This is a genomic window from Flavobacterium piscis, assembly GCF_031457575.1.
GTDB lineage: Bacteria > Bacteroidota > Bacteroidia > Flavobacteriales > Flavobacteriaceae > Flavobacterium > Flavobacterium piscis_A.
Map to the genome: position 1 here is coordinate 34,418 of NZ_JAVDWQ010000007.1, position 22,380 is coordinate 56,797.

The 22,380-nt window shown below is 34.2% G+C and carries 26 protein-coding genes; 9 read left to right on the plus strand and 17 right to left on the minus strand.

The window, feature by feature from the left end:
• Positions 1–7: 7 nt before the first annotated feature.
• Positions 8–466, minus strand: coding sequence for a YciI family protein (locus J2W48_RS11480; RefSeq protein ID WP_310281402.1), 459 nt, complete (start codon positions 464–466; stop codon positions 8–10).
• A 10-nt stretch (positions 467–476) separates the two neighbouring features.
• Positions 477–935, minus strand: a complete 459-nt coding sequence (locus J2W48_RS11485; RefSeq protein WP_310281404.1) for a DinB family protein — start codon at positions 933–935, stop codon at positions 477–479.
• A gap of 137 nt (positions 936–1,072) precedes the next feature.
• Here J2W48_RS11485 and J2W48_RS11490 point away from each other — a divergent pair, with 137 nt between their 5' ends.
• The 8 genes from J2W48_RS11490 (at position 1,073) to J2W48_RS11525 (ending at position 7,648) form a co-directional block, all read left to right on the plus strand.
• Entirely contained in the window at positions 1,073–3,238 is a 2,166-nt protein-coding gene (locus J2W48_RS11490; RefSeq protein ID WP_310281406.1) for a TonB-dependent receptor, read from the plus strand.
• A gap of 256 nt (positions 3,239–3,494) precedes the next feature.
• Complete coding sequence (locus tag J2W48_RS11495; protein ID WP_310281408.1) at positions 3,495–4,118, plus strand: hypothetical protein; 624 nt, start codon at positions 3,495–3,497, stop codon at positions 4,116–4,118.
• A 21-nt stretch (positions 4,119–4,139) separates the two neighbouring features.
• Positions 4,140–5,498, plus strand: coding sequence for a 2TM domain-containing protein (locus J2W48_RS11500; RefSeq protein ID WP_310281410.1), 1,359 nt, complete (start codon positions 4,140–4,142; stop codon positions 5,496–5,498).
• A complete protein-coding gene (locus J2W48_RS11505) occupies positions 5,489–5,809 on the plus strand; it encodes a 2TM domain-containing protein (RefSeq protein ID WP_310281412.1) in 321 nt (106 codons plus the stop codon). Before J2W48_RS11500 ends, J2W48_RS11505 begins: the two co-directional genes overlap by 10 nt.
• Before the next feature lie 2 nt (positions 5,810–5,811).
• Complete coding sequence (locus J2W48_RS11510) at positions 5,812–6,147, plus strand: 2TM domain-containing protein (RefSeq protein WP_310281414.1); 336 nt, start codon at positions 5,812–5,814, stop codon at positions 6,145–6,147.
• A gap of 2 nt (positions 6,148–6,149) precedes the next feature.
• A complete protein-coding gene (locus tag J2W48_RS11515; RefSeq protein WP_310281416.1) occupies positions 6,150–6,455 on the plus strand; it encodes a 2TM domain-containing protein in 306 nt (101 codons plus the stop codon).
• Positions 6,456–6,473: 18 nt separating this feature from the next.
• Positions 6,474–6,842, plus strand: coding sequence for a 2TM domain-containing protein (locus J2W48_RS11520; RefSeq protein WP_310281418.1), 369 nt, complete (start codon positions 6,474–6,476; stop codon positions 6,840–6,842).
• A 38-nt stretch (positions 6,843–6,880) separates the two neighbouring features.
• Positions 6,881–7,648 (plus strand): LytR/AlgR family response regulator transcription factor, encoded by a 768-nt coding sequence (locus J2W48_RS11525; protein ID WP_310281420.1) that lies wholly within the window; start codon positions 6,881–6,883, stop codon positions 7,646–7,648.
• Here the strand turns inward: J2W48_RS11525 and J2W48_RS11530 are convergent.
• Genes J2W48_RS11530 through J2W48_RS11545 form a run of 4 tightly spaced genes read right to left on the minus strand, consistent with a single transcriptional unit; the run spans position 7,629 to position 10,776 of the window.
• The gene (locus J2W48_RS11530) at positions 7,629–8,654 is read right to left on the minus strand and encodes a COX15/CtaA family protein (RefSeq protein WP_310281423.1); all 1,026 of its coding nucleotides are present in this window, start codon (positions 8,652–8,654) and stop codon (positions 7,629–7,631) included. The two genes, J2W48_RS11525 and J2W48_RS11530, sit on opposite strands and share 20 nt — an antisense overlap.
• A gap of 45 nt (positions 8,655–8,699) precedes the next feature.
• Entirely contained in the window at positions 8,700–9,005 is a 306-nt protein-coding gene (locus J2W48_RS11535; protein WP_310281425.1) for a type II toxin-antitoxin system RelE/ParE family toxin, read from the minus strand.
• Positions 8,981–9,289, minus strand: a complete 309-nt coding sequence (locus J2W48_RS11540; RefSeq protein WP_310281427.1) for a hypothetical protein — start codon at positions 9,287–9,289, stop codon at positions 8,981–8,983. The genes J2W48_RS11535 and J2W48_RS11540 overlap by 25 nt, the downstream gene beginning before the upstream one ends.
• Before the next feature lie 59 nt (positions 9,290–9,348).
• Entirely contained in the window at positions 9,349–10,776 is a 1,428-nt protein-coding gene (locus tag J2W48_RS11545; protein WP_310281429.1) for a CCA tRNA nucleotidyltransferase, read from the minus strand.
• A 327-nt stretch (positions 10,777–11,103) separates the two neighbouring features.
• Between J2W48_RS11545 and yaaA the strand changes: the two genes are divergently transcribed.
• Complete coding sequence (gene yaaA / locus J2W48_RS11550) at positions 11,104–11,862, plus strand: peroxide stress protein YaaA (RefSeq protein WP_310281431.1); 759 nt, start codon at positions 11,104–11,106, stop codon at positions 11,860–11,862.
• A gap of 210 nt (positions 11,863–12,072) precedes the next feature.
• On the opposite strand, the gene J2W48_RS11555 is transcribed toward yaaA, so the two are convergent.
• The 11 genes from J2W48_RS11555 to trpC form a co-directional block, all read right to left on the minus strand.
• Positions 12,073–13,659 (minus strand): MDR family MFS transporter, encoded by a 1,587-nt coding sequence (locus tag J2W48_RS11555; protein ID WP_310281433.1) that lies wholly within the window; start codon positions 13,657–13,659, stop codon positions 12,073–12,075.
• Position 13,660: 1 nt separating this feature from the next.
• Positions 13,661–14,740 carry an HlyD family secretion protein gene (locus J2W48_RS11560; RefSeq protein WP_310281435.1) on the minus strand — a complete coding sequence of 360 codons (1,080 nt, stop codon included), beginning with the start codon at positions 14,738–14,740 and terminating at the stop codon, positions 13,661–13,663.
• A gap of 12 nt (positions 14,741–14,752) precedes the next feature.
• On the minus strand, positions 14,753–16,078 hold the full coding sequence (locus J2W48_RS11565) for a TolC family protein (RefSeq protein WP_310281437.1): 1,326 nt from the start codon (positions 16,076–16,078) through the stop codon (positions 14,753–14,755).
• The gene (locus tag J2W48_RS11570) at positions 16,068–16,697 is read right to left on the minus strand and encodes a TetR/AcrR family transcriptional regulator (RefSeq protein WP_310281439.1); all 630 of its coding nucleotides are present in this window, start codon (positions 16,695–16,697) and stop codon (positions 16,068–16,070) included. Before J2W48_RS11570 ends, J2W48_RS11565 begins: the two co-directional genes overlap by 11 nt.
• 449 nt (positions 16,698–17,146) lie before the next feature.
• Complete coding sequence (locus J2W48_RS11575) at positions 17,147–17,383, minus strand: hypothetical protein (protein WP_310281441.1); 237 nt, start codon at positions 17,381–17,383, stop codon at positions 17,147–17,149.
• A gap of 45 nt (positions 17,384–17,428) precedes the next feature.
• Positions 17,429–18,190, minus strand: a complete 762-nt coding sequence (gene trpA / locus J2W48_RS11580) for a tryptophan synthase subunit alpha (RefSeq protein ID WP_310281443.1) — start codon at positions 18,188–18,190, stop codon at positions 17,429–17,431.
• Between the two features lie 139 nt (positions 18,191–18,329).
• On the minus strand, positions 18,330–19,067 hold the full coding sequence (locus J2W48_RS11585) for a carbon-nitrogen hydrolase family protein (RefSeq protein ID WP_310281445.1): 738 nt from the start codon (positions 19,065–19,067) through the stop codon (positions 18,330–18,332).
• A gap of 72 nt (positions 19,068–19,139) precedes the next feature.
• Positions 19,140–19,457 (minus strand): gamma-glutamylcyclotransferase family protein, encoded by a 318-nt coding sequence (locus J2W48_RS11590; RefSeq protein WP_310281447.1) that lies wholly within the window; start codon positions 19,455–19,457, stop codon positions 19,140–19,142.
• Positions 19,458–19,601: 144 nt separating this feature from the next.
• Positions 19,602–20,783, minus strand: a complete 1,182-nt coding sequence (gene trpB, locus J2W48_RS11595; RefSeq protein ID WP_310281449.1) for a tryptophan synthase subunit beta — start codon at positions 20,781–20,783, stop codon at positions 19,602–19,604.
• Between the two features lie 3 nt (positions 20,784–20,786).
• The gene (locus tag J2W48_RS11600) at positions 20,787–21,419 is read right to left on the minus strand and encodes a phosphoribosylanthranilate isomerase (RefSeq protein ID WP_310281451.1); all 633 of its coding nucleotides are present in this window, start codon (positions 21,417–21,419) and stop codon (positions 20,787–20,789) included.
• A gap of 175 nt (positions 21,420–21,594) precedes the next feature.
• Positions 21,595–22,380 (minus strand): indole-3-glycerol phosphate synthase TrpC, encoded by a 786-nt coding sequence (gene trpC, locus J2W48_RS11605; RefSeq protein WP_310281453.1) that lies wholly within the window; start codon positions 22,378–22,380, stop codon positions 21,595–21,597.

Genomic DNA, 22,380 nt, shown 5'->3' on the forward strand with positions numbered 1-22,380 from the left:
TAATGCGTTACATTTTTTTCTTGGCAATTTTTTCGTGTATTTTTAAGGTTTCTGCCAAAGCTGCGGTTGCATACCAAGGCGTTAATTCGGCTTCAAGTAAATTAGCGTTTATTGCCGGATCTGTTGCTACGAGTACTTTTGCTTCTTCAACAGTTTCTACATTAAAAATATAAATTCCTCTATAATTTCGGTCATTTTTCATGAAAGGCCCGGCTACAACCAATTTTCCTTCTTTGGCTAATTTGCTGATATTCGCCATGTGACCTTCAAATAATTTTTGGGTTTCTTCTTTTGATGCAGCTGTGTTGGTACCTGTTTTTAAAAGACAGAATACATATTTTTTCATTCCGTTCTGGTCTGCATTTAAGGATTTGGCCAGTTTTTCGTCAAATTTTGCTTCGGTTTCCTGTGAAATTCCGATAGCATTCATGAATAAAAACACGAATAATACTATTGATTTTTTCATGTGAAATGTTTTAAAGTAACTTTTTCAAAATAACAATCTGCCCCAAATGATAAACATCATGCTGAATAATTCCGTGAATATGTTCGTAATATGTATGATTATTGTTAGCGTATATTTTTTCAAAATCCGCATCATTAAAATCATCGAAAAAGGTATTCCACAATTCTTGTGATTTTGCCAGACTTTGTAGTGATTGTTCCCAGGCTGCTTCAGATGAATCTAAAACAGGTACAAAATAATTATGATCAGGAGTTGTGATTATTTCTCCCTGAACCCGTCTTAAAATATTTCTTCTCCATTGTATAAGATGGTTGACAATTTCCCAAATCGTGTTTAAATTAGGATTTGTTTTTTGGTATGCCTGCTCTGCAGTTATATCTTTTAGTGTATTTGCTAAAGTTACTTCCAGCCACGGATTTCCATTATAAATGGATTGATACAGATTTGAAATTCTTTTGCTTTCTGACATAATTAGTGGTTTTGCAATTCATAGCTAAGATACAAATTAGAAATTTACAACTCATCCTTGATTTTCTACAATTGGGTTATTTAATATTTTTTAGCTACGATTGTTAAAATACATTTGGCTCATCAAAACCAAATGTTATGAAAACCAAACTACTTTTTACGATTACATTTTTATTTCTTACTACTTTAAATTTTGCTCAAAATACCATTTCAGGAAAAGTGGTTGATCAAAAGGGAAAACCGGTTCCGGGTGCAAATATTTATATAGACGGGACTTATGATGGAGCTACAAGTTCTGAAACAGGAGAATTTTCTTTTGAAAGCACATCCACAGGTAATCAATTTTTAGTGGTGAGTTTTTTACTTTATGAAACATTCAAAAAAGAAATAGACGTTACGAATTTTAAAAACCAAACGGTTAAACTAAGAGAAAATGTCAATGCACTCGATGCCGTTGTAATTACTGCCGGAACTTTAGAATCAGGAGATAAAGCAAGAGTTTCAGTTTTAAAACCTTTAGATATTGTCACTACAGCAGGTTCTGCCGGGAATATCATTGCCGCACTGCAGACATTACCGGGAACACAAACGGTTGGTGAAGACGGACGTTTATTTGTACGCGGGGGAGAAGCCAGCGAAACACAGACTTTTGTTGACGGAATTCGTGTTGCACAGCCTTATGGGGCAACAACCAATAACTTACCGACACGAGGCCGTTTTTCTCCTTTTTTGTTTAGCGGAATTGCTTTCTCAACAGGAGGCTATTCAGCTGAATATGGTGAAGCGCTATCAAGTGTTTTATTGCTGAATACACAAGATGAACCGGATATGAATAAAACGGAAATTGCTTTAATGACAGTTGGTTTAGGTTTAGGGAATACGCAAAAATGGGAAAAAAGTTCATTAAGTGTGAATACGGCTTATATTAATCTGGCACCTTATCAGGCGGTAATTCCACAAAATGTAGATTGGAATAAACCGTATCAGTCTTTGTCAGGGGAAACCGTTTATCGTTATCATTTTACAAATGGAATCTTTAAACTGTATGCTGCTTTTGATGCTTCTAAATTTGATCTGAACCAAAAAAACATCAACTTCGAGGATAAAATAAGAACCGATCTGAACAACAATAATTTTTATATGAATGCTTCTTACAAAGGAACTTTTGGAACTGGCTGGCAATTAACTTCAGGGATGAGCTACGGATACAGTAAAAACAAAATCAAATTTAATGTAAGTGATATTGATAATGATGAAAACGCAGCTCAGTTAAAATTAAAGTTGAGAAAAAATGTCTCAGATTATTTTAAATTATCTTTTGGAGCCGATTATTTCATAACCAAATTCAATGAAAATTTTGATGATAATGATTTAATTCAATCAGCAACTGGTTACGAATCAAATATAACCGCATTTTATACTGAAGGAGATATTTTATTTTCAAAAAATCTGGCAGCAAAAGTAGGTTTCCGACTTTCCAATAATAGTTTGTTAAACGAAACGGATATTGCACCAAGAGCTTCAATTGCTTATAAAGTTTCTAAAAGAAGTCAGTTTTCTTTTGCGTATGGAGATTTTACACAGACGCCGGTGGTTGATTATATCAAATATTCAAGATTCCATCAGTTTGAAAGTGAAAAAGCAAGTCATTATATCCTGAACTACCAGTTTACAAGACCAGGGCAAACTTTTAGGGCAGAAGCATATTATAAAGATTACAGCAATCTTGTACAATACGATACGCAGGATATTCAATACAATTCGGTTTTCAATAATAATGGATCAGGTTATGCCAAAGGCTTGGATTTATTTTGGAGAGACAGCAATTTGTATAAAAATCTGGAATATTGGATATCGTATTCCTATATTGATTCAGAAAGGCAGTACAAGAATTTTCCAACTATGACGACCCCAAATTTTATTGCCAATCATAGTTTATCTATTGTAACTAAATATTTTATCACCGACTGGAAATCACAAATTGGTTTCACCAACAGTTATAGTTCAGGACGTCCTTATAATGACCCGAATCAAACGCAGTTCATGAACGGTAAAACGAAATCATACAACAGTTTAAGTTTTAACTGGGCGTATTTATTAACTACTCAAAAAATCCTTTATTTTTCAGTTTCAAATATTTTAGGAAGCCAGAATGTTTTTGGATACGATTATGCAAGAACACCAGATGCAAATGGGACTTACAATAGACAAGCCGTTATACCAACCGCAGATCGTTTTTTCTTCGTTGGTTTCTTCTGGACGATTAGTCAGAATAAAAATGAGAATCAGTTGAAGAATCTTTAGAAAAGAGGTTCACAGTAGCAGAGGTACAGAGGTTTCTTTTAGCTTTTTTAATACCTCTAAAATTCGCAGAATTTAGAGAAAAATCTTTATCCCTTTGTAACTCTGAACCTTTGAGCCTCAAGAAAAAACAATTCAGTAACCAAATTCGACAACTCAGTATCATTTAATTTTAAAACAGCTAAAACCAATATACTTTTGAAGTATAAAATAAATAAAGTTTCAATCATCAAAAAATAATAACTAAAAACAAGAAATCATGACCAAAATTATTACAGCGATTACATTATTTATCTGCAGTTTATTATCTGCCCAGACACAATTTGAACAAGGAATGGAAAAAGCTATGGGGCTTTGGAAAGAAGGGAAAAATGATGAAGCTTCGGCCATGTTCGAAAGAATTGCTTCGGCAGACAAAACAAGTTATTTGCCAAATTATTATGTAGCCTTAATCAATACTACATCAGCATTTACTGAAAAGGATAAAACGAAAATCGATTTGTTATTGGTAAAAGCGCAGGATGCTTTAGATATTGAATTAATTAAAGACCAGAACAATGCAGAATTAAATGTATTGCAGGCTTTGATTTATACAGCCTGGGTAGTGGCTGATCCTATGACCAACGGAATGAAATATTCGTCTAAAGTAATGGAAGCTTACGCAAAAGCAAAAGCAATAGACGCGAATAACCCAAGAGCCGTTTTTGGTGAAGCAGATTATCAGTTAGGCGGAGCAAAATGGACAGGAGTTGATACCAAACCTCTTTGCGTGCAGGTTGATAAAGCTATCGAACTTTTTGCTACTTTTAAACCAGAAACTGCTTTCTCTCCAAAATGGGGATTGGAAAGAGCGTTGGAAGCACAGAAAAATTGCAAAAAATAAAACCAATCTAAGCTGATTACAATGAAAGATCATAGAAATACATTTTCAGATTTAAAGAATGGAACAATAGTGTGTTTCAAGATTTCTATGATCTTTACGGTTATATTTTCAGCCTTTTTAGGTGCAGACTTAACCTTAAGAAATGTCGTAATTACGTTCTTATTAAGCTGTCTCTATTCATTTGGACTTGGTTTCGGCAACGGTTTTATCAATGTTTTTCTGGATAAAAAATGGGACTGGCTTGAACAAACCAATTTACGGGTCTATTTCGGAATTTTGGTTACTATCTTATATACCGTTCCCGCTGTTTTAGGTGTAAACTATATAGTTTTTGTATTGATACAAAATCTTCCTTTAGAAAAATTTTTCAGCGAAAGAATGATTTGGGTACATCTGTTTTATGTTATTTTATCGTTGGGAGTTTCCACTTTCATGCAGGCGAGAAGTTTTATGGTAAAATGGAAACAGGCATCAAAATTTGAAATTACACAACAAAAGATTATTGCGGGAACGGCAAATGCTAAATTCGAAAGTTTAAAAAATCAAATCGACCCGCATTTTCTTTTCAATAGCCTAAATGTATTAAGTTCCTTGATTGAAGAAAATCCTGATAATGCCCAGCGATTTACCACTTCTTTATCAAAAATTTACCGTTATGTTTTAGAACAAAAAGATAAAGAACTGGTTTCGGTTGAAGATGAATTGTCGTTCGCTAAAACGTATATGAACCTGCTGAAAATGCGTTTCGAAAATAGTTTGTTTTACGAATTACCAACAACAGAGATTAATCCGGATGCAAAAGTAGTTCCGTTGTCATTACAACTTCTACTGGAAAATACCGTAAAGCACAATGTCGTAAGCGAACAAAAGCCATTGCATATCAGAATTTTTATTGATGGGGATTATTTAGCTATCCAAAATGATTATCAAAAGAAAGAAGTCTTACAAGACAGGCAGGGAGTTGGGTTGCAAAATATTGTAAACCGTTACGGAATTGTAACCAACCGAAAAGTATTGATTGAACAAAATGAACAAACATTCACAGTTAAGATTCCGGTTTTAACAAAACAAATAACAGTTATGGAAACAAGTGCAGACTATAGCGATGAAAATAAAGCTTATTTCAGAGCTAAAAAAAGAGTAGAAGAATTAAAAGGATTTTATGGAAATGTAATTTCGTATTGCTGTGTGATTCCTTTTTTAGTTTTTATAAATTTGAGGTATTCTTCTGGATTTCAGTGGTTTTGGTTTTCGGCTTTAGGATGGGGATTTGGAGTTGTAATGCATGCTTTTAAAGTTTTTGGTTACAGCTCAGATTGGGAAGAAAGAAAAATCAGAGAGATTCTGGAAAAAGAAAACAACAAACAAACATGGAAGTAATTATGGAGCCTAATTATGCAGAAGCACAACGTTACTATCAAGCTCAAAAAAGAGTAAAAGAAATAAGGGAATTTTACGAGCATTTGACTGCTTATCTTATTTGCAACCCTATTGTAATAGTGGTAAACCTTATGACATCACCGGGTTATTTATGGTTTATATGGTGTGTATTTGGTTGGGGCTTTGCAATTGTTATGCACGGATTGAAAGTTTTTAGAATCTCACCGATTTTTAATAAAGATTGGGAAGAACGAAAGATCAAAGAGTTGATGGATAAAGAAAAAGAAAGTGTAAAGCAAATATGGAAATAATTATGCAAACAAAACTTGATAATGATCAGAAAGAGCTAGAACGAAAATTGCATAAATTAGCCAGTAAAAATGTTGCAAAACTGAAGGCTTTTTATTCACACGCTTTTATTTATATTATTGGTGTTATAATCTACATATTAAAAGAATATTTTGGGGCTCCTTTTAATTTTTTTCCAATACAATACCTTAACTGGTTTGTAATGTGTATCTGGACAACTGTATTTTTAGTATCTGCAGTAGAGTTATTCACTTACAATAACATCTTTGGAAAAGAATGGGAGAAACGCAAATTGAAAGACATCTTAGAGAAAAAAACAACAACACAAAAATGGGAGTAGTCATGGAAATAAATTATAACGAAGAGGACAGATACTATCTGGCAAAAAAGAAAGTCGAAAATATAAAAGGTTTTTATAGTAATTTAACTTCTTACATTGGTGTTAACATAGTTTTGATTTTTATCAATTTATACACGACTCCACATCATTTATGGTTTTATTGGCCATTAATTTGGTGGGGACTGGGCGTTGTTTTTCATGGGTTGAAGGTTTTTAACGTATTTCCGGTTTTAGGTAAAGGTTGGGAAGAAAGAAAGATCAGGGAGCTTATGGATAAAGAAAAAGAGAACCAAAGAAAGTGGCAATAATTTTTAAATAGGAATAAAATGGGAAACTACAGAAGACGTATGTACGAAGATTACGGACAGGAGTTTAATAATGACGAACGTTTTGAAATGGCATTCAAAAAAGTAAAAAGAATAAAAGGCTTTTACTCGCATTTGAAGGTTTATATTATTGTAAATATTATAATTATCATCTCAAATTTAAATAGGGATTTTGCTGGATTTAGATTTCAGGAGAATGATTTACTAAATTGGCATACCTATTCTACAGCATTTTATTGGGGTATAGGTTTATCAATTCACGCCTTTACAGTTTTTGGACCAGATTTATTTTTCAATGGGGATTGGGAGCAAAGAAAAATCAGGAAATACATGGATAAGGAAGCTTCGAATGGCAATAAATGGGAGTGATTTTAAATTATTATTTTTCAATTTTTTCAGTTTAGTACATGACCACATTAATTATAGAAGACGAAAAACCGGCAGCAAGATTATTGCAGCGAAAGCTGGAAAAGTTAGAGATTGGCGTAGAAACCATGTTACACTCTGTAGAAGAATCAATTCATTGGTTTGAGAACAACGAGCATCCGGATTTGATTTTTTTGGATATTCAATTATCCGATGGTTTGTCGTTTGAAATTTTTGAAAAAATTGATGTTAAAAGCGCTATCATTTTTACAACAGCGTATGATGAATATGCTTTAAAAGCATTCAAGCTAAACAGTATAGATTATCTTCTGAAACCAATTGACGAAGATGATTTAGAAGTGGCCGTTACTAAATTTAGAGCACGTTTACCAAAATCAAATTCACAGAATCAAAATCTTCAGCTTGATTTTGAACAAATCCGAAGAATGCTTTCAAATCCTTTTGAGAAGAATTATAAAAAGCGCTTTACAGTCAAAATCGGTCAGCATTTAAAAGTTATTACTACGGATGAAATTGAATGTTTCTTCAGTGAAAACAAAGGAACATACATTCATACTTTCGATAACAGAAACTATTTAATCGATTCGACATTGGAAATTCTGGAGCAGGAATTAGATATGAAGGATTTCTTTCGCGTAAGCAGAAAATTCATTGTGCCGCTTCAGGCAATCAAAGAAATTCAGGTGTATACCAATTCACGCTTAAAAGTAATTTTACCTACTTATAAAGAAGATGAGGTTATTGTAAGCCGTGAAAAAGTACAGGATTTTAAGAGTTGGCTGGGCTAGCTTTTTTAGCTTCTAATATCATATAAAACTGAATTCCAAATAGGATAGAGGCTATTACCAAATGTATCGCCTGGCTTCCAGCAGGGAAATCAAAATAAGCCATAGCCAATCCGGTTATAATCTCAAATCCAATTAAAATAAGTACCCAGTTTATTTTTGAAAAGCCTAAGCCCAGTTTTGTATTTCTAACATACAAATAGACATTTACAAGTAAGACCAATATTGAAAACGAGCGGTGAACGTAAAAAGTAACCGAGGGATTTTGTAACCAGAGAATGCTTTCAGTTAAGCCGTTTTTCACTTGCTCATCTACAAATTGACGAACTTGTGTGCCTATTGCAATCTGAATTAAAGTTAGTAAAAGTGAAAATAACAGTACATTTTTAAAGTTTGTATTGTATCGCACGGCAGCTAATCTTGGTCTCGCTAATTGAATGATATACAAAATTACGGCAACAATCACCAAAGCCATAACCATGTGAACCGAGATCTTTATTGGATTCAATACAGAATAAACGACTTTTGCTCCTAACCATGCCTGAAAGCCCATCATAAATACAACCAGCCACGAAAGGAGTGTGATTTTTTTGTTTTCTTTCCAAAATTTGAATGAAGCAATTGCCATAATAAAACAAGCTATTCCTGCTAAAGCACCGAACAATCTGTTGATATATTCAATCCACGTATGTAACGGATTAAAAATCGCATAATCGTGTTTGGTGTATTTTTTCCAATAAGAAGCATCAAAAGAAGTTTGGGTTGTAAAATTATCTTTGGCAACCAAAAGTGTTTCATCTTTAATAATTACCTGACCTTTCTCGAAAACACGATTTGGCGACCAGGTCAATTCTTTTAAATCGGTTGGCGGAATATAATATCCAAAACATTTTGGCCAGTCCGGACATCCCATTCCGGAACCTGTCATACGAACCAAAGCACCTGCAACGATTACTAAATAAACTAAAACTAAGGCTGTTTTTGCGATTGTAGGGAAATGTTTTTTCATTCTTTTTAGAGTGACTAAGATTCTATGTTGCTGAGGTTCTATGTTTTATTTTATTGGAAAATTATTGGGATTCTGTCGAGTGTCCCAGATGTCAAGAACAATTATTTCGTTTGGAGTTATTTTATAAATTATTTCAAAATGACTAACAATTTTAAGGCGGATATTAAAATTATCTGATTCAATTGAGCTTTCAGGAAATTTCAAAACTTGGTTTAAAGCTTCCTGAAATAAAACGTTTAATTTTCTACTGTAAGCTGTTGATTTATTTCTTTGATTCCAATACAAAAAAATAGTGTATTTTGACTCTTTTGCAAACGTAGTCCAGACTATTCTTCTTGTTCTTTGAACCATTTTTCTAATTCGATTTGAGCTTCTTCATTAGAGATGTATTCTCCGTTTTCGTATTCTCTTAGAGCCTGATCTATTTTTTTTTGTTCTGAAGTAGTAAAAATTCGGATGTTTGAATTCTCTAAATTTTCATATTTTAGAGCAGGTTCATTTACTGAAGATGAATTTTCTTCGGATATCAAATAATTATTTTCTTCCAATAAAGATTTTATTTTTAACAACAAATCACTATCGTCAGTTTTTATTATTTTTCGTATTAAATAAAGTTTTAATTCGGAAGCTGTCATAACTCATAAATTTTTATAAAATTAGAATAAAATCTTTTACAATTTTTTAAAACCTAAGCTTAAACTTTTTTAAGTCCTAATTTCTCAGCACGCTTTAATATAAATTCATAAGCTGCATTGTATTCATTAGGAATATCACCTTCTAAAATGGCTTCTTTTACGGCTTCTTTCAATACCCCGATTTCACGAGAAGGTTTCAAATCGAACATCTCCATGATTTCTTCACCAGAAATAGGCGGCTGAAATTTACGAACATGATCGCGTTCTTCCACTTCAACAATTTTCTTGCGGACGATTTCAAAGTTTTTATGGTATTTTTTAAACTTCGACGGATTCTTGGTTGTTATATCGGCTTCGCACAAAGTCATTAAATTTTCGACATCTTCACCTGCATCAAATACCAAACGACGAACAGCACTATCGGTTACAAGATCCTGCGCCAAAACAATAGGACGGGAACTCATAATCACCATTTTTTGCACAAATTTCATTTTGTGATTTAATGGCATGTGCAGGCGTTCAAAGATTTTTTTAGCCATTTTTCCGCCAAGAAATTCATGCCCATGAAACGTCCACCCTTGTTTTTTATTGAAACGTTTTGTAGGTGCTTTTCCAATATCATGCAATAAAGCAGACCAGCGTAACCAGACATCATCGGTATTCGGACAAATATTATCAACCACTTCCAATGTGTGATAAAAGTTGTTTTTATGGGTATGACCTTCAATTTCTTCCACCTGGTTCAAAGCTGTTAATTCAGGTAAAATGATATCTAAAAGTCCGGTTTGGTATAAAAGTAAAAATCCGATCGAAGGTTTGTCTGTAGAAAGAATTTTGTTTAATTCATCAACAATGCGTTCTCCTGATATGATTTTAATTCTCTCTGCATTTTTGGTAATCGCGTCAAGAGATTTTTTTTCGATTTCAAAACCTAATTGGTTTGCAAAACGAATGGCACGAAGCATTCGTAAAGGATCGTCAGAATAGGTGATGCTCGGATCTAGAGGTGTTTTAATCGTTTTATTTTCAAGATCAGCCAATCCGTCAAAAGGATCAGAAAGCTCTCCAAAAGTTTTTTCGTTTAAAGATAAAGCCAATGCATTGATGGTAAAATCACGACGGTTTTGATCATCTTCTAAAGTTCCGTTTTCAATAAGAGGATTTCTGCTGTCAAAATTATAAGATTCTTTTCGGGCACCAACAAATTCAATGTCAGTGTCTTCGAAGCGTAACATGGCGGTTCCGTACGTTTTAAAAACCTGTACTTTAGGTTTTTTTGGAAGCAATTCAGAAACTTTCAGGGCCAATTCGATTCCACTGCCAACGGCAACCACATCAATATCTTTTTTAGAACCACGGTTTAAAAGCAAATCGCGAACAAATCCGCCAATGACATAACTGTCAACGTTGAGTTCCTGAGATGCCTGCGAAATAATTCCGAAGATTTTATGTTGTAAAGCTGTTTTATAGTTTGTTTGTATAGCCACGAATTCACAAATTTTTTAAATAATCATTTCTATTCTTGAAGAGATCGAAACGTGTGCAAATTTACAACATAGAAAATGCCTTTTATAATCTATTGTTCACTTTTTTGAACAAATTGATAGTTTATAGTATTGAAATTTATCGAAATAAAAAAAGTTGCCACGAATTTCACGAATTTGTACTAATTTTTTTGAAATTAATTTGTACGGTTTGTGATAATTCGTGTAATTCGTGGCGAAAAACATTTATAACACTATCGAATAAATCAATTCATATCGCTTATTTTTATAATTTCAATTTGTATTTTTGAATCATACAAAAACGTACAAATGAAAATTGTTATCTCGCCAGCGAAGTCGCTGAACTTCGAAAAAGAATTGCCAACTACACAGTATACTGAACCTTCATTTTTAAAAGAAGCACGTCAGGTTCATAAAATATTAAAAACTAAAAAGCCAGCTGAATTATCAGAATTAATGTCGATTTCAGATAAATTATCAGATTTAAACTGGGAACGTAATCAAAAATGGAAAACGCCTTTTTCTCCTGAAAATGCGCGTCCGGCTGTTTATACTTTTGATGGTGATGTTTATACTGGTTTGGATGCTTATACAATTCCTTTGGAAAAATTAGAAGTTCTACAAGATAAACTTAGAATCTTATCAGGACTTTACGGTGTTTTAAAACCATTGGATTTAATGCAGGCCTATCGTTTAGAAATGGGAACTAAATTGCCTGTTGGGGATTATAAAAATCTCCACGAATTTTGGAAGCCAACCGTCACAAAAGCCTTAAATAAAGAATTGAAAAAAGGCGAATTATTTGTGAATCTGGCCAGCAATGAATATTTCTCTGCAGTTGATGTAAAAGCCTTAAAAGTTCCGGTAATCACGCCTGATTTTAAAGATTACAAAGACGGAAAATTAAAAATGATCAGTTTCTTCGCGAAAAAGGCGAGGGGAATGATGGTGCGTTATATTATCGATACAAATGCTGAAACAATAGATGATTTGAAAGGTTTCAATTACGATGGATATCAATTTGATGCCAATCTTTCCAAAGGAAATCATTTGGTTTTTACGAGGTAACTTATAAGGGACTAAGGTTCAGAAGTTCAAAGTAACAAAGGTTCAGAGGTTTTTATTTCAAGCAGTTGAATAGCCTCCTGCTTTAGCTGGAGAAACAAGTAGTTTGTTAGAAGGCTTTAGCCAAATTTTGAGATAGATTAATCACAATACACAAAACGCCGAATTCTAAATTTAAAATTCGGCGTTTTGTGTATTATAAATCAATTATTATTAATGCATTGCATCAGCAGGATTAATCTTGTTTTTACCTCTTTTGATAAAGAAGATAATGGGAATACAACATAAGAACATAATTCCGAGATACATAAAAATATCTATGTAAGCCATTACAGTACTCTGTTTTAAAACAGCATAGTCTATGGCCTGATATGCTTTTTTAAGCGCAACTTCAGCACTATATCCTTTTGACATAAAAGCTTTCTGCATTCCTAAAAGACGCTGCTGTACTTCATATTTGGCAGGATCTAAATTTGTCAATAAATTTACCCGGTGTTCCTGACTGAAACGTGTGATAAAAGTGGTGATAATGGCAATACCAAATGACCCTCCTAATTGTCTCATCATTCCGGTAAAAGCAGCACCTTCCCCAATGTGTTTTCCTTTTAAGGTCGAAAGCGAAAGTGTCGTAATAGGCACAAAAAGCAAACCTAAACCCACTCCTCTTAAAATCAAAGGCCAGAACATATGTTCTACACCTGTATCAGGTGTCATACGTGTCTGCATCATAAAGGTGAAAAAGAAAAAAACTAAAAATCCAACTCCCACCATATAAGCTTGCGGAACACCTTTCTGTATCATGTTTCCCACAAAAGGCATCATTATAGCTGTAGTAATAGAACCTGGAATAAGTAATAATCCGGCATCCATTGCGGTCCAGCCTAAAATAGACTGTGTATAAATCGGAATAATTAATGTAGAGCCATATAAACCAAAACCAAGAATAAAACACATTATGGTACCTATCCTAAGATTCCCGTCTTTTAAAACGCTTAAATTTACAATCGGGTGTTTGTAAGTAAGTTCTCTCCAGATAAATAATACTAAACCAAGAACTGATACAACACTTAAAGTTACAATAAGCGAATCGTTAAACCAGTCGTCCTGTTGTCCATGTTCTAATACGAATTGCAATGATCCAATAAAAGCGGTTAATAGTATAATTCCCCACCAGTCAACCTGATTGGCTTTTAATTTCTCTCCATATTTTGGACTTCTTACGAATGTAATTGCCAAGATAGTAGCAATAATTCCCAGTGGAATATTAATGTAAAATATGTAAGGCCAGGAATAGGTATCTACCAAATATCCTCCCAATGGAGGCCCTAAAGTTGGTCCCACAATTACACCCATTCCGTAAATGGCCTGTGCCATACCTCGTTTTGCGACCGGATAACTTTCAGTAATAATAGTTTGTGCTGTTACTAAAAGGGCACCTCCGCCCATACCCTGTACGAACCTGAAAGCGACCAATTCCCAAATATTAGTGGCGTTACCGCACAAAAAGGAACAAACCGTAAATATTATGATAGAAGCCACAAAATAATTACGTCTTCCAAATTGCTGCGACAGCCAGCTGGTCATTGGTATTACAATAACATTTGCAATTGCATATGCCGTAATTACCCACGCTACATCATTTAGGGTAGCGCCAAGGCTGCCTCGCATATGTGTTAGCGCTACATTTACAATGGTGGTATCTACGATTTCCAGCAAGGCGCAAAGCACTGCAGTAATCGTAATAATGACACGCCTGTAACCGTATTCAACTAAATCGTCTTCTCCTTGTACTGCTGTCATTTTATTTTAAATGTACGTCTACATCAACATTCATTCCTGGTCTCAATAATTTTATTTTCTCAGGGTCGTTGGTGGTGTCTAAACTAATTTTTACCGGCAATCTCTGAATTGTTTTTACGAAGTTACCTGTTGCATTATCAGGTGGCAGCAATGAAAAACGAGAACCAGTGGCCGGAGAGAATGAGGTTAGCGTTCCCTTAAATTCATAATCAGGATAGGCATCAACTTTCAGGCTTACTTTTTGGCCCACAATCATTTTGTTTAATTGTGTTTCTTTAAAATTTGCCACAACCCAGGCTTCATTATTGTTGATGATATAAAATAAAGACTGTCCCGGCTGTACCAATTGCCCCGGCTGAATGTCAACTTTAGAAACCTGACCGTCAATAGCAGCTGTAACAATCGTATAGGTAAGATTAAGTTTTGCCACTTCTAACATGGTTTTTGCTCTTTTGATGTTGGCTGCAGCTACTTCAGTTTGTTTGTCTGAAGCCCTTGATTTAGATTCAATAACTGATTTCTGATAAGAACTTGCTCTTTGTTGTTGCTCTAAAATGCGAACCTGATTTTCAGCTTCATCTTTAGACGCCAAAGCTTTTTCGTATTGTTGCTTTGTAATTGTATGGCTTTTGTATAAATTGCTGTAACGATTATAATCGCTGGTAATTTGTTTCAATCTGATTTTAGCACTTTCGATAGATCCGCTTGCCGATTTAACATTCGCATCAGATACGGAGATACTGGCATACGCACTTCCAATATCAGCTTTTGCAGCTTCATATTGACCTTCGGCACCTAATAGGGTAGCGGTTGCTTCATCAATTTTTAATTGGTAATCTCTTTTGTCGATTGTAAATAAAGTATCTCCCTTTTTTACAAAGTCATTATCTTTCACATACACTTTACTAATATACCCTGATACTCTCGGAATAATTGGGTTCATTTTTTTCTCTATCTGGGCATCATCAGTTTCTTCGTGATTTAATGAATGTATATATTTTGATATTCCGTATGTTCCGCCAGCCAAAACTAAAACGATTATTATAATGATGAATCTGGTATTTGTTTTTTTCTTTTCCATGAGAGCTGTCGATTATATTTTAGAAAGATTGAAAGATTGTGATAATTGTCCTGAGACTGATAGTAGTTCGTAATATTTTTGAATAATATTCGCTTTTGAAACTGCTTTGTTAATTTGTGTACTAAGCTGTTCTACATCCGCTTCTAGTAAATCATTAGTATCAGCTAAATCGTTATCATATTTGTCTTTTACCAGTCTAAAATTTTCTGTAGCCTGTTCGACTGCTTCTTCATAAACAACGCTTTGGTTGATGGCCAAATGATAATCTTCGATAGCTTTTTGAACTTCTATTTTTATATGATCTGTTAAGATGGCTTCTGAAGTTTTTGCTTCCAGGGATTTACTTTCTGCTGCCTTAACAGAAGCACTGTTTTTTAGAATTCCTGACAGGTCATAAGATAATCCAATTCCAAAATTCATTGCATATTTTACTGTAATAATATCTTTTAGGTCTAAAGCAGTATAACCTCCCAATAAGGCAATCGAAGGGTAATATCCTGATTTCGCTATTTTTATATTCGCCTCACTTGCCTTGCCCTGAAGCCGAATCGCTTCCAGATCTTTTCTGTTTTCTAATGCCATCTGATCTGACATTGGGGCATTGTCTGTTTTTAATGCAAAAAAATCATTTTCGTTAACGACTAATTTTGTCCCTGCTGGTAATTTTAGCAGCGTAGTTAAATAATAGTTCAGGATATTTACATTTTTATTTGCCTCATCAATAGATAACTGTATTCTGGAAACTAATAATTGTGATTTCAATAAATCATTTCTCGGGATAATCCCGTTTTTTTCTAACTCGATAAAATCCGTAACCCGCTGTTTTGCTTGTTTTTGATTTTCATTAAGTAATTCAATTGTTTTCTGGGCTTTGTATAAGTCTGCATAATAATTGATTACCCTCATGGCCACATCTTCTTTTGTCTTAGCAGAGTTGGCACTTTCTGCCTGATACAGGTTATCATATAATTTAATGTTATTCTGAATTTTGAAACCTGAAAAAATCGGTAAGCTCAGACTTGCCTGCCCAAACATCATCTGCTCTGGTGTGGGCATAGGTTCAGAACTGGCCTCATCATTAATATGAATATCTACAGATGCTTTTGTCAATCGCTGATATTGCCCGGAAATTTTAAAATCAGGATACTGATTATTTTTGACTGACTGTAATTCATATTTCTTAGAGTTTACCTTAGTATCGGCAAGTGTAACTTCGTTGCTTTTTGTCCAGGCCAGTTTAACGGCTTCGTCTAGGGTCAAACTTGTTTTTTCTTGTGCTTCTATTGATGAAATTCCGATGAAGAAAATCCCAAAGAAGATAAATTGATTAATTTTCATAAACAAGTAATGCTTTTATAGTTTGTTGAATGTGCTTTGTAAGACTGGTTTTTATATACTCGTTGTAGAGTGCTTCAGTATTTAAATGCAGTAGGTCCTGAAAAAACGTTTTGTTCATGTGAAAGTGAAAAAAAGTGCCTAATATAGTGGGCGTTATAAGCGGAATAATAACATCTTTCCTGAAAACCCCCTTTGACTGACCTTCCTGAATAATACTTTCAAGCGATTTTAAATTCCCTTTTTTTAGCTCTGTAAATGCTTTTAAAGTTTGCTCCTTTTTTTTAGAAGTGAATTCAAAATGCAAAATCCTGAAAATGCCTTTATTAGAATTGATCCTGTTAATGTAGATTTCAATTAATTTATTGACTTTATCCAAAGGATCCAGACTTTCCTGCAACAAATTTTCGAGTTGTAATTTTAAATCAGATGTTTTGTAAAGAATCAGGGCTTCAAGCAATCTTTCTTTTGAACCAAAATAATACGAAACCATGGCAATATTAATTTTTGCATGTTTTGAGATATCCCGTATTGATGTTCCTTCAAATCCTTTTTCAGAAAAAAGCTTTTCAGCCACTTCAAGAATCTGAATCTTTTTTTCGTTTAATTCGATGTTTGACATGGTAGTGTTTCTAATCGGACACAAAATTAAACAAGTGTTTAAATTAAACACTTGTTTAATTTTTGTTTAACATAATATTAACAAAAAGTCATGTAGTGGTTTATTATATAGTTCTAATTAGAACGGGAATTATTCTTCTAAATATAAGTTTTTTGGGGTTTTGTCTGGTGTCAAAAATATTAGAGACAAACACTATTTGTTTGTCTCCATCAATCCAATAAGTAATTTTATAATTCTTAAAAACCAGATATCTGAAATCCTGAATTCTTTCAGATAAAAGTTCTTCTTTTTGACCACCGTAAGCATTGAATTCTAAAGTAAATGAAACAAAACATCAATTATTCCATTTACCAAAGTTTGAGCAACTTTAATTCCAGCTTTAAATTTGTAATATTCAAAAATATCATCGAGTTTATCTTCAGCTAATTGTGTCCAATAAACTGTTAATCCTATTTTTGAATTTTAGATTTTAAATCTTTTGCAGATATAATTCGGCCATTCTTAGCATCATCTATGGACTGATCAGTTTCTTTATTAAATTGATCAATACTCATTGATTTCATTTCCTGGTCAATTAATTCAACTTTTTGTTTATGAAGTAAATTTTCAAGATGAATTACAATTTCCTCACTTTGGAGTCTTAGAAATTCCTGAACGAATGATATTTTGCGGGCTTCTAAATCCATGATAATTGATTTTATTCAAATGTACAAATATTTCTAAAAGTTGAATTAACAAATCTCCCCAACAAACTCCTTAATTTTTCCTGAACCGCTTTCAGTTAGATGTTTAATAAAAGCACTTCCAATAATGGCACCTTTTGCAAATTTCGTTGCCTGATTAAATGTTTCTTTATTCGAAATTCCGAAACCAATGATTTGTGGATTTTTCAGGTTCATTTTTGAAATCCTTTCGAAATAACTTTCCTGAACATTGCCAAAACCGGATTGAGAACCCGTAACGCTTGCAGAACTGACCATATAAATAAATCCGTTTGAAACACTGTCGATAAAACGAATACGCTCATCTGAAGTTTGAGGCGTGATCAAAAACACATTGATTAATCCGTATTTTTCAAAAATAGCTTTGTATTGGTCGGCGTAAACATCAACTGGTAAATCCGGAATAATTAATCCGTCAATTCCAATTTCGGCACATTTTTTACAAAATTCTTCGACTCCGTATTGTAACATCGGATTGAAATATCCCATAATAATCAATGGAATACTCACACTTTCGCGAATAGTACTCAGCTGGTTAAAAAGAATTTGGGTCGTCATTCCGTTGTGAAGCGCCTGAGTAGAACTCGCCTGAATGGTTGGCCCGTCTGCCAAAGGATCGCTGAAAGGCAAACCAATTTCGATTAAGTCAACGCCATTTTTTTCTAAATCCTGAATGATCTGTACAGTATCATTTAAGTTAGGATATCCAGCCGAGAAATAAATTGAAAGGATTTTTTTATCTTCTTGTAATTTTTGAGTTATTCTGTTCATTGTTTTTATTTTTTATCCTGACAGGTTTTTAAACCTGTTAGGTATGTTAAGTTTTGTTTGCCACAAATTAAAAGATTTTTATAGTTTTTTATTTTAATAGATCTTTGTGAATCTGTGCAGTCTCGGGTATTATTTTTCTTTAAATTTTCACAAGCGTACCAGTCCAATTATCATTTTGATTTTCCACAAGCAACAACCCAGAATCTGAATCATTCATATGAGCAATAAGTTCTCCTTTGTTATTCCAGAAAGCACTTTTTCCGCCGGAAGGATATCCCCAGGATTCCCCGCTGAAATTAGACATTAAAACATTCATTTTATGTTTTTGAGCATAATTTTCTAAATCCCGGTAAGCATTCGGTATTCCGTTTGGTGAAAAGAAAATACTGGCAATATAAATATCGGTTTCTCTTTTACAGGCATTTTCAGGATGCAGCGGATTGTCAATATCAGCACAAATAGCAAATGAAACTTTCTGATTTTCGATTGTAATTATTGGATTATAATCGAATGAAGATTGAAAAAAAGCATCTTCCCCTTCATGTAAAAATTGTTTGGTATAGATAGTAACCGAATTATCCGGAAAAATAATAAACTCACCAATAAACAATTCCGATTCAATTTGAATTGGGGCACCTGCAATAATGGTTATATTATGGTCAACAGCTAATTCTCTTAAATGATTTATTCTGGAATCATCCTTTGAAAAGGCTAATTGTGCTGCATTTTCTCTTTCGTAACCCGTGATTGATAATTCAGGAAATGCAATTAAATCAGCTCCTTTTTGCGCAGCGATTTCTATAAGACGATAATGGTCCTTTAAATTAGAATCTATATCTCCTCTTTTAGGCTTTGTTTGTGCAGTTGCTAAAATCATTTTTTATTTCTATACTATTAATTATTGATGAAGATCTTTGGAAATCAGTTCCATTATTTATATTCAAGATTATTAACTTTCAACATAAATCCAGGCAGTTGTGCCAGATTTCATTGTTACTTCAACCCTTTTGTATGCATTAGATTCGAATAAATCTGCTTTTGCCAGATCTTTACCCGTAACAGTAAAAACAATTCCGTCTATTGCATCCGAAGGATTTTCGCTTGGTGTTGCCACAAAATAATCTTCCATTCCAAATTCTTCTTCTATTTGAAGATCTTTTATTTTATAACCTGTGAGCTGATCTGGTGTTCCAGTCAATAGCTTATTAAAAACCTGCATCTGAATCTCTTTTGATCGTAAGGTTCCGTAAGAGAATATCTTTTCCATAAATACTGTTTTTTTCTCGTTGTTCATTTGCGTTAGGGATGGGAGCGATATCCTTTTTTGTAGCTTTTTCTGTCACGAAAAAGATTTAGCGGACAGCTCTCCCGATGGCTATCGGGATTAGGGAACGCCCAGATTATTCTTAAATTATAATTTAAAATGTTTGATATAATTATCTAAATCCTTGTCACCACGACCGGAAAGACTGATGACCACAATATCAGTGGGCTTGAATTTCTTCTGATCTAAAACCGCAAAGGCATGCGCACTCTCGATCGCCGGAATAATGCCTTCTAATTTCGTAAGCTGAAGACCTGCATTCATCGCATCATCATCGGTTACAGAGAAGAATTCACCACGGCCTGTTTGCGCCAAATGCGCGTGCATTGGACCAACTCCGGGGTAATCCAATCCTGCAGAAATAGAATACGGTTCTGTAATTTGTCCGTCCAAAGTTTGCATCAAAAGGGTTTTACAGCCGTGAATAACGCCCACTTTCCCTAATTTGCTGGTAGCAGCACTAAAACCGCTGTCGACACCTTTTCCTGCAGCTTCTACAGCTATAATACCAACTTCAGGCTCGTGTAAAAAGTGATAATAGGTTCCGGCAGCGTTACTTCCTCCACCAATACAAGCAACCACATAATCAGGGTTTTCACGTCCTTCTTTTTCTTTTAGCTGCCATTTTATTTCTTCGGAAATCACGCTTTGAAAACGCGTCACCATATCCGGATATGGATGAGGTCCAATTGCCGAACCGATAATATAATGGGTGTCAACCGGGTTGTTAATCCAGTCACGAATGGCTTCGTTTGTAGCGTCTTTTAAAGTTCTGGAACCTGAAAGAGCTGGACGAACTTCAGCACCTAACATTTTCATACGTGCCACATTGGGTGCCTGACGAGCAATGTCGATTTCGCCCATGTAAACGATACATTCCATTCCCATTAAAGCACAAACAGTAGCCGTTGCCACACCATGCTGACCCGCGCCTGTTTCGGCAATAATTCGTTTTTTGCCTAAACGTTTTGCGACTAATATTTGCCCAATCGTATTGTTGACTTTGTGAGCGCCTGTATGGTTTAGGTCTTCTCTTTTTAGATAGACTTTTGTATTGTATTTTTCAGACAAACGTTTTGCAAAATAAAGAGGGCTAGGGCGTCCAACGTAATCTTTTAGCAATTGGTCGAACTCTGCCTTGAAATCAGGTTCAGCTGTAATTTGTAAATAATTCTGGCGTAATTCTTCTACATTTGGATAGAGCATTTCGGGAATATAAGCTCCTCCAAATTCTCCGTAATATCCTTTTTCGTTGACGTTGTATGACATAATTTATTTTATTTTTTTGTTTTCGCGTAGGGACAATTCGGGAATTGTCCGTACAAGATTGATATTTTTTAATCCGGGTTCAATTTCAAATCTGCTGTTTACGTCGATGGCATAAATAGGCAATTTGAGATTTTTTATGGTTGGAATTTCTTCGATTCCGATTCCGCCACTTAGGAAAAATGGCTTTTCAGATTTGTATTTTTCTAATATTTTCCAGTCAAAAGTGGTTCCGTTGCCGCCTGGTAGTTTTCCTTTTGTGTCAAACAAAAAGTAATCGCAGACATTTTCAAAAGGTTTCAGAACATCAAAATCAAAATCATCTCCAACTGAAAATACTTTTATGACTTCGATTTTAGTATTAATTTTGTTTCTCAAATCCTGACAAAATTCCACAGACTCTTTTCCGTGTAACTGAACTGCCTGTAAATTATATTTGTTGATTTTCGCAACTATATTCTCTACAGATTCATTTACAAAAACACCAACTTTTTTAATAGTGTCTGGCAAATTAGGAATTTCACCATCAAAAAACCGAGCTGATTTTTCCCAGAAAATAAATCCCATATAATCGGGCAGGAGCGCTCCCACTTCGAGAATATTGTCAGGATATTTCATTCCGCAGATTTTGATTTTCATTTTGTTGTCTTTTTAACCGCAAAGTTTGCAAAGATTTTTTATTTCGTTAATGTCTAAAAAACGCAAAGTTCGCAAAGTTTTTTTTGCCACGAATTGCACAAATTTTCTCAAATTAATTCGTGCTGATTCGTGAAATTGCTTCGCCAATTCGCTATCGCTCGGGTCGTGGCAACTTTTAAATATTTAATTTGCTTATAAATTCTGTTGCAGCTTTTCCGGCGTTATCGGTTTTCATGAAGTTTTCTCCAATTAGGAAACCATTGTAACCGTAAGGTCGTAATTCTGAAATGGCTTCGATTGATGAGATTCCGCTTTCTGAAACTTTTACAAACTCATCCGGGATTTGTGATGCCAGTTGCTTGCTGAAATCCAGGCTTACTTCAAAAGTTTTTAGGTTTCTGTTGTTTACTCCAATCATGTCTAAACTGGGCATAATCGATTTTTCCAATTCTTCCTGATTGTGCACTTCCAGTAAAACTTCCAGACCTAATTTCTTCGCAAATTCAGATAATGATTTGATTTCTTCACGGGTTAAAACCGCAGCGATCAGTAGAATCAAGTCGGCTCCAAAGGCTTTTGCTTCCAGAATTTGGTATTCGTCTACAATAAATTCTTTTCGCAAAAGCGGAATATTCACACTCGCCCTTGCTAAAAGTAAATCGTCTAATGAACCTCCAAAATATTTTCCGTCGGTTAAAACTGAAATTCCGCAAGCTCCGGCATTTTCATATCCTTTAACGACTTCTTCAACTGTAAAATTGTGATTTATAACCGATTTTGACGGTGAACGACGTTTGTGTTCTGCTATAATTCCTGTTGTACTTGTTTTTAATTTTTGGCTTAAAGAAATTGTTTCTCTTCCAAAAAACACTGAGCTTTCCAATTGTGAAACCGGAATGATTGATTTTTTAAGCACAACTTCTCGTTGTTTGTCAAATATGATTTTATCTAGTATATTCAT